Origin of the sequence: Burkholderia lata, assembly GCF_902499025.1 — a bacterium.
In the GTDB taxonomy this organism is placed as follows: Bacteria; Pseudomonadota; Gammaproteobacteria; order Burkholderiales; family Burkholderiaceae; genus Burkholderia; species Burkholderia lata_C.
The window spans coordinates 290,987-306,343 of record NZ_CABVPW010000001.1 but is presented as its reverse complement, the minus strand read 5'-3'; the positions used below and the strand labels follow the sequence as shown (position 1 = coordinate 306,343).

The 15,357-nt window shown below is 66.1% G+C and carries 14 protein-coding genes; all 14 read right to left on the bottom strand.

Annotated features, from left to right (window positions below; all coding sequences use genetic code 11):
- Positions 1-29: 29 nt before the first annotated feature.
- A complete protein-coding gene (locus BDI24065_RS01300) occupies positions 30-797 on the bottom strand; it encodes a FadR/GntR family transcriptional regulator (protein WP_175029650.1) in 768 nt (255 codons plus the stop codon).
- A 68-nt stretch (positions 798-865) separates the two neighbouring features.
- Positions 866-1,756: an amidohydrolase family protein gene (locus BDI24065_RS01295; protein ID WP_175029649.1), complete on the bottom strand. Its 891-nt coding sequence runs from the start codon at positions 1,754-1,756 to the stop codon at positions 866-868.
- Between the two features lie 60 nt (positions 1,757-1,816).
- Positions 1,817-2,758 (bottom strand): ABC transporter substrate-binding protein, encoded by a 942-nt coding sequence (locus tag BDI24065_RS01290; protein ID WP_089441826.1) that lies wholly within the window; start codon positions 2,756-2,758, stop codon positions 1,817-1,819.
- 89 nt (positions 2,759-2,847) lie between these two features.
- Positions 2,848-3,885 carry an ABC transporter permease gene (locus BDI24065_RS01285; RefSeq protein WP_175029648.1) on the bottom strand — a complete coding sequence of 346 codons (1,038 nt, stop codon included), beginning with the start codon at positions 3,883-3,885 and terminating at the stop codon, positions 2,848-2,850.
- 19 nt (positions 3,886-3,904) lie between these two features.
- On the bottom strand, positions 3,905-5,443 hold the full coding sequence (locus tag BDI24065_RS01280) for a sugar ABC transporter ATP-binding protein (RefSeq protein ID WP_175029647.1): 1,539 nt from the start codon (positions 5,441-5,443) through the stop codon (positions 3,905-3,907).
- A gap of 12 nt (positions 5,444-5,455) precedes the next feature.
- Positions 5,456-6,232 (bottom strand): SDR family oxidoreductase, encoded by a 777-nt coding sequence (locus BDI24065_RS01275; protein WP_175029646.1) that lies wholly within the window; start codon positions 6,230-6,232, stop codon positions 5,456-5,458.
- A 43-nt stretch (positions 6,233-6,275) separates the two neighbouring features.
- Positions 6,276-7,553: an L-fuconate dehydratase gene (locus BDI24065_RS01270; RefSeq protein WP_175029645.1), complete on the bottom strand. Its 1,278-nt coding sequence runs from the start codon at positions 7,551-7,553 to the stop codon at positions 6,276-6,278.
- Between the two features lie 23 nt (positions 7,554-7,576).
- Positions 7,577-8,419: an ureidoglycolate lyase gene (locus BDI24065_RS01265; RefSeq protein ID WP_175029644.1), complete on the bottom strand. Its 843-nt coding sequence runs from the start codon at positions 8,417-8,419 to the stop codon at positions 7,577-7,579.
- A gap of 41 nt (positions 8,420-8,460) precedes the next feature.
- A complete protein-coding gene (locus BDI24065_RS01260) occupies positions 8,461-9,225 on the bottom strand; it encodes an SDR family oxidoreductase (RefSeq protein WP_175029643.1) in 765 nt (254 codons plus the stop codon).
- A gap of 366 nt (positions 9,226-9,591) precedes the next feature.
- Positions 9,592-12,093, bottom strand: a complete 2,502-nt coding sequence (locus tag BDI24065_RS01255) for a TonB-dependent receptor (RefSeq protein ID WP_254609641.1) — start codon at positions 12,091-12,093, stop codon at positions 9,592-9,594.
- A gap of 349 nt (positions 12,094-12,442) precedes the next feature.
- Entirely contained in the window at positions 12,443-13,456 is a 1,014-nt protein-coding gene (locus BDI24065_RS01250) for a FecR domain-containing protein (protein ID WP_175029642.1), read from the bottom strand.
- Between the two features lie 3 nt (positions 13,457-13,459).
- A complete protein-coding gene (locus tag BDI24065_RS01245) occupies positions 13,460-13,987 on the bottom strand; it encodes a sigma-70 family RNA polymerase sigma factor (RefSeq protein WP_175029641.1) in 528 nt (175 codons plus the stop codon).
- A 212-nt stretch (positions 13,988-14,199) separates the two neighbouring features.
- A complete protein-coding gene (locus tag BDI24065_RS01240; protein WP_175029640.1) occupies positions 14,200-14,559 on the bottom strand; it encodes a Fur family transcriptional regulator in 360 nt (119 codons plus the stop codon).
- 205 nt (positions 14,560-14,764) lie between these two features.
- The gene (gene bfr / locus BDI24065_RS01235; protein WP_175029639.1) at positions 14,765-15,244 is read right to left on the bottom strand and encodes a bacterioferritin; all 480 of its coding nucleotides are present in this window, start codon (positions 15,242-15,244) and stop codon (positions 14,765-14,767) included.
- Positions 15,245-15,357: the final 113 nt, after the last annotated feature.

The following is a 15,357-nucleotide window of genomic DNA, read 5'->3' as shown; positions in this document are numbered from 1 at the left end:
CCGGTAACAGGTAACGCTTCGAAGCGCGCTCAGTCGAGCGCGCGGCCGAAGATGCGGATCACTTCGTCGAGATGCTCGGCCATCGCGCGGCGCGCGGCGTCCGGATCACGCGCGCGGATCGCATCGAGGATCGCGCGGTGTTCCAGTTCCGACCGGTGCGGCATGTCGTTCGGCATGTACAGCGACTGCAGCCGCTGGAACATCAGGTCGTACTTGTGCGCGAGCAGCTGCTTGATCATCAGCGCATACGCGGCGTTGTCGCTCGCCTCCGCGATGCGGATATGAAACAGCCGGTCGCCCGGATGCGTGAGCGAGCCACTGAGGTTGTCTGCCTGGTTGCGCAGGAACGCCTCGTGGATCCCTTCGATCTGCTCGTCCGAGCCGTGCTTCGCAGCCAGCGACGCGGCTTCCGGCTCGATCAGCCGGCGCGCCTGCAACAGCGCGAACGGCGGGATTTCGGTATCGAGATCGAGTGCGATGCCGAGTTCGGGATCGATCTCGATAATCGTGAACGGCGCGGCCTTCTCCGCAAGCACAGGCGTGGGCTCGGGTGCGGCGGCCGTTTCGGGGTGGCGCACCTTCACGCCGTCGCCGACGCGCACGCTCACGAGCCCGCTCACTTCGAGCGCGATCAGCGCCTCGCGCACCGAGGTGCGCGACACGCCGAACTGTTCGGCCAGTTCGCGCTCGGGCGGCAGATAGCTGCCCGGCGGAAAATCGCCGGACTCGATCATCGCACTGAGCTTGTCGGCGATCTGCTGGTAAAGGCGGCGGTTCTGAATCGGCTGGATGGACATACGTTGATGCAGGTGATCGGTTTCGTTCCGGACGGTCTGACGAATCGAACAGACCGTTCGCGCCTATTTTATATGCCGCGCTTCACCACGCCCGGCACCGCATAGCAACGCGCGGCGGTGCCGCCCCACAGCGCGTTGCGCTCGGCCGCCGACAGCCGCGACTCGGCCCAGCGCTCGACGATCGACGCGACTTCGTCATACGACGCGGCCAGCAGGCACACGGGCCAGTCCGACCCGAACATCAGCCGCTGCGGGCCGAACGCGTCGAGCGCCGCGTCGAGACACTGCTCGATACGCCGGACGTCCTTCCCGCGCAGCCCGCGCTTCCAGTCGGCCTCGGTCACGAGCCCCGACAACTTGCATGCGACATGCGGCATCGCACCCAGCTCGCGCAACGCGATGCGCCAGCGCACGAGCGCGGTGTCGTCGCGCTCGAAGTCGGCCAGTGCGGGCTTGCCGACATGATCGAGCACGAGCCAGTGCGCGTCGTGCCGCGCACAAAATGCCCACACGGCCGGCAACTGGCGCTCGAACACGAGCACGTCGTACACGTACCCGTTCGCCTGCAGCCACGCGATGCCGCGATTGAAATCCGGATCCGCGACGAACGCGCCGGCATCGGCTTCGTCCTGCACCTGATGGCGGAACCCGCGCAGCTTCGGGCTGCGCCATTCGGCGATGCGATCGGCAAGCTGCGGCGCGGCGAGATCCTCCCAGCCGACCACCGCCGCGATGCGCGCATCGTCGCGCGCGAGATCGAGCAGGAACGCCGTCTCGTCGCGCCCGGCACGCGCCTGCACCGCGATCGACGCGCCGAGCGCCTGCGCATGCATCAGCGGCCACAGTGCGTCGGGCAGGTAGTCGCGCGCAAGCACCCCCATCCCGGCGCCGATCCACGGATAATCGGCGGCGCGATAGCGCCAGAAGTGCTGATGGGAATCGATACGCACTGCGCTCATGATGCCCTCGTGTCCGGTCGCCGCGGCGGCGGCGCGCGCCACCACCGCTCGACGCAACGTTCAGTCGTACAACACCGCCGCGATCTTCGGATCGTCGATATTGGTCTTGTCGTACCAGTAGAAACCGGTATCGATGACCTTCGGCAGCTTCTCACCCTTGATCGCCTTCACCGCCGCCTCGACCGTCTTGTAGCCGATCCCGATCGGGTTCTGCGTGATCGCGCCGGCCATCAGCCCGCTGCGGATCGCGTCCTTCTGCTGCTTGCCGGAATCGTAACCGACGATCACGACCTTGCGCTTCATCTCGCGCACGCCGTTGACCACGCCGATCGCCGAGCCCTCGTTGGTGCCGAACAGCCCCTTGAGCTTCGGATACGCCTGCAGGATCGACTTCGTCACCTCGGTCGACTTCAGCTGGTCGCCTTCGCCGTACTGCACGGTCACGACCTGCACCTTCGGGTGCGCCGACTTCATCCGTTCGAGAAAGCCGTCGCGACGGTCGATGCCGGTGCGGCTCGTCTGGTCGTGCGCGACCACGGCCACTTCGCCTTCGTCGCCGATCAGCGCGGCGAGCTTGTCGGCGGCGAGCGACGCGGCGGCCTTGTTGTTGGTTGCGGCCGTCGTCACCGGGATGTCGCTGTCCACGCCCGAGTCGAACGCGATCACCGGGATCTTCTCGGCCTGCGCCTTCTTCAGGAGCGGCAGCGCAGCCTTGCTGTCGAGCGCCGCGAAGCCGAGCGCGGCCGGCTTCTTCGCGATCGCGGCCGACAGCATGTCGATCTGCTTGTCGACCATCGCCTCGGTTTCCGGCCCTTCGAACGTCACCTTCACCTTGTAGTCCTTCGCGGCCTGCGTCGCGCCCGCTTTCACGGCCTGCCAGAACTGATGCTGGAAGCCCTTCGAGATCAACGGGATGTAGGTTTCCTGCGCCTGCGCGCCGGCCGTGACGCCGACGGCGAACGTCAGCCCGACGATCGCGTTCAACACCTTGCTCCTGATCACTTCGCGTCTCCTTTTTTTCGTATCGACTAAAACGACTGGAACGCCGGCCGAAACCGGCGATGAAGCACATGCCTGCGTCAGTGCGTGCGTCAGCGGCGCCGACGGCGCAGGATATCGACGTAGACGGCGAGGATGATGATCACGCCCGTCACGACCGTCTGCCACTCCTGCGCGACCGACATGATGCGCAGGCCGTTCGTCAGCACGCTCATGATGAACGCGCCGATGATCGTGCCGACGATGCTGCCCGCGCCGCCCGACAGCGACGTGCCGCCGATCACGACGGCCGCGATCGCATCGAGCTCGTAGCCCTGCCCGAGCGCGGGCTGCGCGGAGTTCAGCCGCGACGCGATCAGCAGCCCGGCGATCCCGCACACCGCACCGCTGAACGTGTAGACCGCGATCTTCCACGCGTCGACGTTCACGCCCGACAGCCGCAGCGCTTCCTCGTTGCTGCCGAGCGCGAACGTGTAGCGGCCGAAGATCGTGCGGTTCAGCACGATCGACGCGCCGATCGCGACGAGGAACAGGATCAGCACCGCGTTCGGAATCGGCAGCGCGGGAATCAGGTTGCCGATCAGCGAATCCTGCGCGATCGACGTGAAGCCCGGCGTGTCGTTGAAGTAGATCGGCCGCGTGCCCGAGATCACGAGCGACAGCCCCTTGAGCAGCATCATCATGCCGAGCGTCGCGATGAACGGCGGCACCTTCATCTTCGCGATCACGAAGCCCGATACGCTGCCCGACAGCGCGCCGAAGCACAGCGCGGCCAGGATCCCGAGCGGCAGCGGCATGCCCCACTTCGTCAGCACGACGCCGGCCATCACCGCGCAGAAGGTCATCAGCGTGCCGACCGACAGGTCGATGCCCGACGTGATGATCACGTAGGTACAGGCGACGGCCAGCACGCCGTTCACCGCGGTGGCCTGCAGGATCGTGACGAGGTTGTCGACTTCGAGGAAGTTCGGTGACGCGATGCTGAAGAACACGATCAGCAGCACGAGGCTCGCGAACGCGAGCAGCTTCTGCCGCGCGGCCGGGTTGAAGAAGCGGGCTTTCAGGCCTGCGGCCGCGGCGGGCGTGTCGCCGGGTGCCAAGGGCGGAACGGGATGCGTATCGTTGGACATGATCGGGTAAGCGTCTGAATCAGGACAATACGGTCGACTCGCGCTGCGTCGCGAGCTGCATGATCTTTTCCTGCGTGGCGTCGGCCGCGCGCAATTCGCCGGTCACGCGCCCTTCGCACATCACGAGAATCCGGTGGCTCATGCGGAGCACTTCGGGCAGTTCCGACGAGATCATCACGATCGCCTTGCCGTCCGCGGCGAGCGCGTCGAGCAGCTTGTAGATCTCGCTTTTCGCGCCGACGTCGATGCCGCGCGTCGGCTCGTCGAAGAACAGGATGTCGCAGTCGCGCAGCAGCCACTTCGCGATCACGATCTTCTGCTGGTTGCCGCCCGACAGCAGCCGCGCCGGCTGCGCGACCGACGGCGTGCGGATCGCGAGCTGCCGCACGTACGACTGCGCGGTGTCGCGCAGCGCACGCGCATCGAGGAACACGCCGCGACGCACGAAGCGGCGCAGGCTCGACAGCGCGATGTTGTTCTGCACGTCCATCCCCACCGCGAGCCCGAAGTGCTTGCGATCCTCGGACAGGTAGCCGATACCGTGCTTCACCGCGTCGGACGGCGTGCGGATCGTCACGGTCTTGCCGTGCACGCGAATCTCGCCCGCGTCGACCGGGTCCGCGCCGAACACCGCGCGCGCGACCTCGGTGCGGCCTGCGCCCATCAACCCGGCGAAACCGAGGATCTCACCGCGCCGCAGCGTGAAGCCGACATCGCGGATCGCCCGGCCGCGCGACAGCCCGCGCACTTCGAGCGCAACGTCGTTCGCGGACGTATCGGGCGGCGTGCGGCATTCGGTGGCGAGCTGGCGGCCGACCATCATCGCGATGATCGTGTCCATCGACGTGCCCGCCATCGGCACGGTCGCGACGTACTTGCCGTCGCGCATCACGGTCACGCGATCGGCGATCTGGCGCAACTCGTCCATCTTGTGCGAGATGTAGACGATGCCGACACCGTGTGCGCGCAAGTCGCCGATGATGCGAAACAGCTCGGCGATCTCCGCGTTGTTGAGCGCGGCGGTCGGTTCGTCCATGATCAGCACGCGCGAGTCGAACGACAGCGCCTTCGCGATCTCGACCATCTGCTGCTTCGCCACCGTGAGCCGGCCGACCGGCGTGCGCGGGTCGAGATCGAGCCGCATCCGCGCGAAGATCGCGGCCGCGTCGCGGTTGAGTGCCGCTTCGTCGACGAACACGCCGAAGCGGCCGCGCGGCTCGCGGCCGATGAAGATGTTCTGCGCGACGCTCAGGTGGTTCATCAGGTTCAGCTCCTGATGGATGATGCCGATCCCGAGCGCCTGCGCGGCGCGCGGATCGGCGATCTCCACCGCGCGGCCGTCCATCCGGATCTCGCCTTCGTCGCGCTGGTAGACGCCCGCCAGGATCTTCATCAGCGTCGACTTGCCGGCGCCGTTCTCGCCCATCAGCGCATGCACTTCGCCGGCACGCAGGTCGAAACGGCAGTCGTCGAGCGCCTGCACGCCGGGGAAGCGCTTGCCGATGCCGGTCAACGCGATCAGCGGCGGTGCGGAGTTCGGGTTCAGGTCGGGTTGCATGGATCGCCGCCCTCAGCTAATCGCACGGTCGAGATGCGTATAGCCGCCGTCGACGAACAGCCACTGGCCCGTCGTGTGCGATGCGCGTTCCGACAGCAGGAACACGGCCGTATCGGCGATTTCGTCGGCCGTCGTGAAGCGCTTGCCGAGCGGCACCTTGCCCGCGATGCCGGCCAGCTTCGCGTCGGGGTCGTCGAAGCCGGCGAGCCAGTTCCGGTACAGCGGCGTCATCACCTCGGCCGGAATCACCGCGTTCACGCGCACGCCGTCGTCACGCAACGCGACCGCCCATTCGCGTGTCAATGCGAGCTGCGCGCCCTTCGATGCGCAATAGCCGCTCGTGTTGCCCTGCCCGGTGACGGCCGTCTTCGACGAAATATTGACGATCGCGCCGCGCGACGCCTTCAGATGCGGCACGCAGTGGTGCGCCATCACGTAGTAGTGGATCAGGTTGCGTTCGAGCGACGCAACGAACGCGTCGCGCCCGGCATCGAGCCCGATGCTGTCGTTGACGCCCGCGTTGTTGACCAGGCCGTCGAGGCGACCGAAACGCGCGATGGTTTGCTCAACCGCGTCGCGGCACTGCGCATCGTCCTGCAATTCGACCGAGAGGCATGCGGCCTGCGGCTGCTTCTGCACGAGTGCGCGCCAGAACGCATCGTCGGGCGTGTGGCGCGCGAACACCACCGGAATCGCGCCTTCTTCGGCAAGCCGCATCGAGATCGCGGCGCCGATGCCCGACGCGCCGCCGGTCACGATCGCGACCTTGTGTTGCAGATTCAAATCCACTTCGCGTCTCCGTCGTTCATGTTGTCGGCACGCTCAACGCGTGTCAGCCGCGGAACCGGTACTGCTCCAGCGATTCGGGCTTCATCTCGATCGAGAAACCGGGTGCCGTCGGCGGCATGTATGCCGCACCGCGCACGACGCACGGTTCGACGAAATGCTCGTGCAGGTGATCGACGTACTCCGTCACGCGCCCTTCCTTCGTGCCGGCAATGCAGACGTAGTCGATCATCGACAGATGCTGCACGTACTCGCACAGCCCGACGCCGCCGGCATGCGGGCACACGGGCAACCCGTACTTCGCGGCCATCAGCATCACCGCGAGAATCTCGTTCACGCCGCCGAGCCGGCACGCATCGATCTGCACGACGTCGATCGCGCCGCGCGCGATGAACTGCTTGAACAGCACGCGGTTCTGGCACATCTCGCCGGTCGCGACCTGCACCGGCGCAATCGCCTTGCGGATCTTGCGATGCCCTTCGACGTCGTCGGGGCTCGTCGGCTCCTCGATGAACCACGGCCGCGCGAACGCCAGCTCGCGCACCCAGTCGATCGCCTCGTCCACTTCCCACACCTGGTTCGCGTCGATCATCAGCTTGCGGTCCGGGCCGATCACCTCGCGCGCGATCGTCACGCGGCGGATGTCGTCTTCCAGGTTCGCGCCGACCTTCAGCTTCACATACTCGAACCCGGCTTCGACCGCTTCGCGGCACAGCCGCCGCAGCTTGTCGTCGCTGTAGCCGAGCCAGCCGGCCGACGTCGTGTAGCACGGGTAGCCGTCGCGCTCGAGCAGCGCGATCCGTTCGGCCTTGGCCGGCGCCTGCCGGCGCAGCAGGTCGAGCGCTTCGTCCGGCGTCAGGCAGTCGGTCAGGTAGCGGAAGTCGATCGCGCGCACCAGTTCCTCGGGGCTCATGTCGGCCACGAGCCGCCACAGCGGCTTGCGTTCGGCTTTCGCCCACAGATCCCATACCGCGTTGACGACAGCCCCCGTCGCCAGGTGGATCGCCCCCTTGTCGGGGCCGATCCAGCGCAACTGGCTGTCCGACGTCACGTGCCGCCAGAAGCGGCCCATGTCTTCGCGGATCCAGTCGAGGTCGAGGCCGACGACGAGGTGACGCATCGCGTCGATCGCCGCGCAGCAGATTTCGTTGCCGCGCCCGATGGTGAACGTGAGCCCGTGACCTTCGAGCCCGTCGCGATCGGTTTCGAGCACGACGTAGGCCGCCGAATAATCGGGGTCCGGATTCATCGCATCGGAGCCGTCGAGCTGGCGCGAGGTCGGGAAGCGCACGTCGAGGACGCGCATCGATCGAATGATAGGCATGGCGAACCGTCCGTTAAAGGAAATCAGGCCTGCACGGTGCGCTGGCGTTGCTCGCCGAGCCCGTCGATGCCGAGCGTGATCACCTGTCCGGCGCGCAGATAGACGGGCGGCTTCTGCCCGAGGCCGACGCCCGGCGGCGTGCCGGTCGAAATCACGTCGCCCGGCTGCAGGCTCATGAAGCGGCTCAGGTAGCTGATCAGGTGCGGCACGCGGAACACCATCGTCGCGGTCGTGCCGTTCTGGTAGCGGTGGCCGTCGACGTCGAGCCACAGCCGCAGCGCGTGCGGATCGGGCACTTCGTCGGCCGTCACGAGCCACGGGCCGAGCGGCCCGAACGTGTCGTTGCCCTTGCCCTTGTCCCACGTGCCGCCGCGTTCGAGCTGGAATTCGCGCTCCGACACGTCGTTCACCACGCAGTAGCCGGCGACGTGCGACAGCGCGTCGGCTTCCGCGATATAGCGGCCGCCCTGGCCGATCACCACGCCGAGCTCGACTTCCCAGTCGGTCTTCTCCGAGCCGCGCGGAATCTCGACGTCGTCGTTCGGCCCCGAGATCGCGCTCGTCCACTTGCCGAACACGACCGGCTCCTTCGGCACTTCCATCCCCGATTCAGCCGCGTGGTCGGAATAGTTGAGCCCGATGCAGATGAACTTGCCGACGCGGCCCACGCACGCGCCGAGCCGCGGCGTGCCTTCGACCAGCGGCAGCGACGACGGCGGAATGCCTCGCAGCCGCGCGAGCGAGGTGGGTGACAGCGCATCGCCGGCGATGTCGTCGATCACGCCGGACAGGTCGCGGATATGGCCCTGCGCATCGAGCAGGCCCGGCTTTTCATGGTGTTTGTCGCCAAATCTCAGCAGTTTCATGTCGTCTTGAGCGGTAACGGAAAGTGAATGGGAGGACGCGGTCAGTTCGACCAGCCGCCGTCGATCAGGTGGATCGCGCCGGTCGTGAACGATGCTTCGTCGGATGCGAGGTACAGCGCGAGCGCGGCCACTTCTTCCGCGCTGCCGATGCGGCCGATCGGCTGGCGCGCGACGAACGCCTGGCGCACCTCGTCGGTCGACACGTGGCGCGTGCGCGCCTGGTCCGCGATCCGCTGCTCCAGCGACGGCGATTCGATCGTGCCCGGGCAGATCGCGTTGCAGCGGATGCCCCGCTCGACGAAATCGGCGGCGACCGCCTTGGTCAGCCCGATCACGGCCGCCTTGGTCGTGCCGTAGACGAAGCGGTTCGGCACGCCCTTCACGCTCGACGCGGCCGACGCCATGTTGATGATCGACCCGCCGCCGGCTTCGAGCATCGCGGGCAGCAGCGCGCGGATCAGCCGGTACATCGACGTGACGTTCAGGTTCAGCGAGAACGCCCATGCTTCGTCGTCGCAATCGAGGATCGAGCCGTGGTGCACGAAGCCCGCGCAATTGAACAGCACGTCGAACGCGCGCTCGTTCGCGGCGAGCGCCGCGACGTCCGGCGCATCGGTGACGTCGAGCCGCCGCGTGGTCAGCCGGCCGCCCAAGCGTTCGGCGTCGGCCTCCAACCGCGCGAGTGCGGCTTCGTTGATGTCGGTCGCCAGTACGTCGGCGCCCTCGGTCGCGAAGCGCAGCGCGGTCGCGCGGCCAATGCCCTGCCCGGCCGCCGTCACCAGCGCGCGTTTGCCCTGCAATCTCATGAGCACGTCTCCCGAAATAGCCGGCCACCCGTCGGCCGATTGGCACAAAGGACTAAAGGTCCAACCAATCATAGGAAGTGATTCCGCGTTTGTCACGAAATCGGGATTCGGTATTTACCCCATGGGGGGTGCGTCCGGCCTGGCACTTTTTCGGCTCAGGCCGACGCTTCGGGATCCGTGTGCGTCAACGAAGCGCCGGTTCTGTTATCGCAACCCACGCGAACAAGTCACGCGACGAGCGCGCCGACGTGGCGAGCGTCGAGTCGGAACCGTGCGTGACGTGTTTCATGCATTGACGGTGAGAATCGGGCCGGCAAACCATCGGCAAGCCAGGCCGCGCGCCTGCACCCGGCCCGCCGGTGTTCGTTACAGGTCGGTCGACACCGACAACCAGAACGTGCGTGGCGCGCCCGTGAACAGGTACCCGGTCGGGTTCGCCTGCCAGTAGTCGCGGTTGAACAGGTTCGTCACGTTCGCCCGCAGCGTCACGTCGCGGCCGGCGACTTTCGTCGTGTAGCGGCCGCCGAGATCGAAGCGTGTCCAGCTCGGCACGTGCTGCGTATTGTCCTGGCTCACGTAGGCCTTGCCCGTATAGATCATCCGGCTCGTCAGCGTGACGCCCGGCACGAACGGCGTATCCCATTCCGCGCCGAGCGTGGCCTGGAGCGACGGCGCGCCAATCGCGCGATTGCCGTCGTAGGTGCCGCCCTGCGTACGGCGCAGCCGCGCGTCGAGCCACGTCACACCACCCAGCAGCCGCACGCCGCGCGTGACTTCGCCGAAGCCCGACAGCTCGAGACCTCGATTGCGCTGCAGCCCGTTGAGGCTGTACAGCTTGCTGACCGGATCGACGATCCCGCTTGGCACGTCGATCTGGAACAGCCCGAGCGTCGCGCCGAACGTGCCGAGATCGAGCTTGGTGCCGACTTCGTACTGCTTGGACTTGAACGGCGCGAACACCTGGTTCGGGTTCGCCGCGTCGGCCGGCGGCGGCGAGCCGGGCGTCAGCGCCTCGATGTAGTTCGCGTAGAACGACAACTGGTCGAGCGGACGCACGACGAGCGCGACGGACGGCGTGGTCGCGCCCTGGTCGTAATGCGACGTTTCCGCACCGGACGGTTCGAAGTTGCGGCTGCTCACCTGCTGGCGACGCACGCCGACGGTGAGCTGCACGAGCCCGCCGGCAGCAGACAGCGTATCGGCCACGCCGATGCTGCGCAGGATCTGTGCGCTGTCCTTCGCCTCCGGCGACACGGAAACCGCCGCACCCGGCCCGGCGAGGCGGGTCGGCAGATAGATGTTCGTCGTGTAGCTGCCATACGCGGTCTGGCCGAACCACGTCGTCTGCTGCAGATAGTCGCCGCTCACGACGAGTTGGTGATCGATCGGGCCCGTCTTGAAGCGTGTCCGTGCGCCCGCCTCCGCCGACAGCGCATGCGATGCGCCGGACTGGTATCTCGACGTGGATTTCGCGTCGCCCTGCGCATTGATGATCGTCGCGCCCGGGTCTTCCAGCTTGTCGTAGCCGAAGCGGTTCATGCCCACCGCGCCGAACAGCGTCACGTTCGACGACAGGTCGTATTCGGCGCGCCCCAGTGCCGTCAGGCTATGGGAATTCGAATAGGAAAACGTCTGCGCGAGATTGGTTCGCGAATCGGGCGCCGCCGGCACCGCGATGCCCGCGATCGGCGTATAGCCGCGCACCGGCGCGCGCATGAAGTCTTCTTGGTAGATCACGTCGCCCGACACGCGCAGGCGGCTGCCGCGGTAGTCGAGCCCGACCGACAGCGACGTATTGCGCCGCGACTGCTCGTCGATTGGCGTGTCGCCTTCGCGATGGGCCGCGTTGACGCGCACGCCGAATTCGCCGTTCTGGCCGAAGCGCCGGCCGATGTCTGCATGGCCGCCGAACACCGAGCTCGACGCATATTCGGCGGTCAGCCGGTTGAGCGGCGTGTCGTCGGCGCGCTTCGTCACGACGTTCACGCTGCCCCCGACGCTGCCCTGCGGCATCATCCCGTTCAGCAACGCGCCGGGGCCCTTCAGGATCTCGACCCGTTCTACCGGATCAGCGCCCACGCGATAGGCCGGCACGAGTCCGTAAAGGCCATTGAGCGCGATCTCGCTGTTCTCGACGCGCAGCCCGCGGATCGTGATCGCGTCGTAGCGGTTGGTGCTGTCGATCGCCGCGCGGACCGACGGGTCCGTGGTGGTCAGCAGGTCCGCGACGCTGGTCGCCTGCTGGTCGCGGATCAGCTTTTCCGTGTAGCTCGAAATACTGAACGGCGTGTCCATGTAGTCGCGATTGCCGAGCATGCCGACCTTCGCGCCCTGCGCCACCTGGCCGCCCGCATAGGCTTCGGGAATGGCATCGCCGACCCGCTTGCCGAGCACGTTCACGGCCGGCAGCACGCCCGCTTCGGCGCCTGCAGCCGCCACCGCGGGGTGCAGCGAGAAACTGCCGTCGGATTGCCGCACCTGCTCCAGGCCCGTGCCGTTCAGCAGCGCCTGGAACGCCCCCTGCACCGAGTACGTGCCGTGAACACCCGCACTGGTTTTCCCGGCGGTCAGGTCGCCCGGCACGCTGAGCATCACGCTGGCCTGATCGGCAAGCTGGTTCAGCGATGCCGACAGCGGGCCTGCCGGGATGTCATACCGCCGGGTCGCAGCTTGCGCCGCCGCACCGGCGGCCGACTGGGCGGAGGCCGCCTGCCACGCGCCACTCCCAGCGAGTGCGAGGCCGAGCACGGCGCACCGGACGGCGTGCGCGGCAGGACGATGCGCGGTGCGCGGTGCACCAGGCATCGGTGCGCGGCTGCGCACGGGCAACGAAAAATCGGGATTCGACGAAAACGACGGGTGACGCATGGACGGCATTCCTTGAGAATGAAGTGAGCAAGGGAGGTCCATCGCGCGTCTAACAGAGCCGGATACCTTGGCTTGATAGCGGCCGCGCCCGGTCGTTCGGGCGGCGCCATGCTGGCTGCGACTGTCGCCATCGCGACGACACCGGGTTCCGGACGGAAACGGGTGTCGGCAAGCCGGGGCAGATGCCCCACCTCATGGCGCCGGGTCGGCATTCAGAGCACTGATTGATCTCCGAATGGTCCTCTTTCATCTGTTAATCGGATGACGCCCGGAAATGCGAACCGAAATCGGAATTTTTTCTGCGACGTGAGATATCCCCGCCCTCTGGCCGGAACCGGCATCGCGCCGGTCACCGTGCTTCGATCGTGACCCACCACGGCAACATGCGGCGCACCCGGATCGGCAAGTCGCGTTCGAGCATCGCGAGCATCTGGTCGGGGTTGTCGGCGGGGAACCGCCCGACAACCCGAATGCCCGCGACCGACGGATCGACACCGATGTGCCCGTGCTGGTACCGATCCAGCTCGGCAATCAGCGTGTCGAGCGTGACGTCGTCAGCCAGGATCACGCCGCGCGTCCATGCTTCGCGCGCGGGATCCGCGCGCTCCGGCGCCAGGATCGTGTCCGCGGTGAACTGCCGCTGCTGACCGGCCGGCACGATCTGGACATGCCCGGCCCGGTTGCGAATCCCGACACGGCCGTCGAACACGGCCAGCAGCGTGTGCGTGCCGGACTGACGGACGGTGAACCGCGTACCCAGTGCCTGCATCCGGCCGTTCGGCGTGTCGACGAAGAACGGCCGCCCCTGCGTGTCCTTCGCCGTATCGATGAGGATTTCGCCGATCGTCAGAGTCAGGAGGCGCCGGGTGTCGTCGTAGTGCACGTCGAACGCGCTGTCCGTGTTCAGCCAGACGCGCGTGCCGTCGGCAAGCCGCACGTCGCGCCGCTCGCCAACCCCGGTGCGGTAGTCCGATCGCCATGCAATCGCGCGATCCGCCAGTGGCGTGAAACGCCACGCGAACCAGCCGGCGAGGCCGGTGCCGGCCAGCGCCGCGAGACTGCCCAGCACATGGCGCCGGCTCGCCGCGCGCGTCGCGGAAACGTGCACGGCCGCCGCGGCGGCATTGCGCTCGCCGGCGCGCTCCCCGCGCAGCGGCTCGAAGCGCCGGCTGACCGCTTCGACATGCGCCCACGCGCGCCGGTGTTCGGGGCGCTCGGCCAGCCACTGAGCCCACGCGTGGCGATGCTCGCCACTTCCGCCATCGGCATGCAGAAGCGCATACCAGTTGGCAGCCTGTTCAAGACTTTCGAAATCCGCCTGGACGCCGGATTCGGCAGCGGATGGGGACGACGAGACGGCCATCGGTCAGTGCTTGAGGCCAGCGTCGAGCAACGCGAGCTGCAGCATCGCCTGGGCGAGATACTTCTGCACCATTCGGTCGGAGACACCCAGTTCGCCCGCGATCTCGCGGGTGGACAGGCCATGAATCTGCGCCATGACGAATGCGTCCCTGGCCTTGTCGGACAACCGGCTGATAAGCGTGCCGATTTCCATCAGTGTCTCGATGACGATCGCGCGATATTCCGGCGAAGGCTCGCTCGGTTCCGGCTGGGCAGCGAGTGCGTCGAGCCACGCCTGCTCGACCTGACGGCGACGGAACAGGTCGATACACATGCCCTGCGCCATCGTTCGCAAATAGGCCCGCGCCTCGGCGTCGCTGTCGAAACCCTGCGGCACGGGCTTGAGGATCAGGCGAAGAAACGCGTCCTGGGCAAGATCCGCCGCATCGAAAGCATTACCCAACCGCCTGCGCAGCCACCCCTGCAACCAGCCATGGTGGTTGCGATAGAGCGCCTGCACATCCTGGTGCACGGCCAATTGAGCGGCGGACATGGAACAACCCCTTCTGCTTTAAATGCGCGAGACGAGAAGACAAATAAGAATCATTCCGATTTATAAACCAATTCAAATGGTTTACGCAATATTTTGCAATTAGGGGTCGTATTGGCGTTGCATGCATCGACGCCCGCTCATTCATCAGACGATTTTGGCAAAACCGGCGCTTGATGGCCGAGCTTCGCCGCACGCCGTCGTGCGAGCGGCACTCACCCGCCCTTCGCCTGGCATGCCGGACATGCTCCGGAAATCACCAGGGACGCGGCGTGACAGGTGTAACGGTGCCGGGAAGCGACGTGTTCGAGTTGTGCAGTCAGTTCATCGTCGTGAAGATCGCACATGTCCCCGCATCGACGACACACGAGATGGTGGTGATGCCTGCCGTGATTCGGTTCATATACGACACGCGAATCGCCCAGCGACGCACTGGTGACGAGCCCGCGTTCGATAAAGGTGGAGAGGGTGCGGTACGTGCTGGCGAGACTGACCGGTTCCGGGCTGCCGGAGAGCATCCGGTAAATCTGCTCGACGGAAAAATGCGCGTCAGGATGCTCGCGGAACAATTTCAATACGCTGAATCGGCTGTCGGTCGTATCCCCGCCGGAGCCAGTTCCGTGTAAATGGCTTTCATTGCGTTGTTTTGAGAATGTCCGGCTACAGCATGCCTTGCAGACGCTCAAGTGTCCCTTAAGTCGCCTGTCAAAACAGGTGTCGGCACGCGAGGCAATCCTGCGACCTGGTGCGGGGCAAGGCGTGCTGCCCGCCAGCCATCGATCACGAATCGAGCGACGTCATGCCGGATTGCAGATAGTTCTGGATCCCGACCTTCTGCACCAGTTCAAGTTGCGTTTCCAGCCAGTCAATGTGCTCCTCGGTATCGTCGAGAATGTTCTCGAGGATTTCGCGCGACACGTAGTCCTGCACCGATTCACAATACGCAATCCCTTCCTTGCAGGTGGCTTGGGCGATGCGTTCGAGCTTCAGGTCGCATTCGAGGATTTCCTCGGTGTGCTCGCCGATAAGGAGCTTGTGGAGATCCTGAAGATTCGGCAGCCCGTCGAGCATGAAGATACGTTCGATGAGTGCATCCGCATGCTTCATCTCGCCGATCGATTCTTCATATTCGTGCTTGCCCAGCGTGTCCAGCTGCCAGTGACGATACATGCGGGCGTGCAGGAAATACTGGTTGATCGCCGTCAGCTCGTTCTTCAGTTGAGCGTTCAGGTATTCGATGACTTTCTTGTCGCCTTTCATCGCAGGTCTCCGGTTCGGCAGGTACGTCGGTATCCCCCCCAAGAACCAACAATAGTCGGCAGCCAGCGGAATCGCAAACGCCTTCCCGATGAACCGGACGGGCCCGATGAAAC

Coding starts and splice junctions, on each gene's coding strand:
- BDI24065_RS01300 (WP_175029650.1), bottom strand. CDS start 797: ATGTCCATCCAGCCGATTCAGAACCGCCGCCTTTACCAGCAGATCGCC.
- BDI24065_RS01295 (WP_175029649.1), bottom strand. CDS start 1,756: ATGAGCGCAGTGCGTATCGATTCCCATCAGCACTTCTGGCGCTATCGC.
- BDI24065_RS01285 (WP_175029648.1), bottom strand. CDS start 3,885: ATGTCCAACGATACGCATCCCGTTCCGCCCTTGGCACCCGGCGACACG.
- BDI24065_RS01280 (WP_175029647.1), bottom strand. CDS start 5,443: ATGCAACCCGACCTGAACCCGAACTCCGCACCGCCGCTGATCGCGTTG.
- BDI24065_RS01270 (WP_175029645.1), bottom strand. CDS start 7,553: ATGCCTATCATTCGATCGATGCGCGTCCTCGACGTGCGCTTCCCGACC.
- BDI24065_RS01265 (WP_175029644.1), bottom strand. CDS start 8,419: ATGAAACTGCTGAGATTTGGCGACAAACACCATGAAAAGCCGGGCCTG.
- BDI24065_RS01260 (WP_175029643.1), bottom strand. CDS start 9,225: ATGAGATTGCAGGGCAAACGCGCGCTGGTGACGGCGGCCGGGCAGGGC.
- BDI24065_RS01255 (WP_254609641.1), bottom strand. CDS start 12,093: ATGCGTCACCCGTCGTTTTCGTCGAATCCCGATTTTTCGTTGCCCGTG.
- BDI24065_RS01250 (WP_175029642.1), bottom strand. CDS start 13,456: ATGGCCGTCTCGTCGTCCCCATCCGCTGCCGAATCCGGCGTCCAGGCG.
- BDI24065_RS01245 (WP_175029641.1), bottom strand. CDS start 13,987: ATGTCCGCCGCTCAATTGGCCGTGCACCAGGATGTGCAGGCGCTCTAT.
- bfr (WP_175029639.1), bottom strand. CDS start 15,244: ATGAAAGGCGACAAGAAAGTCATCGAATACCTGAACGCTCAACTGAAG.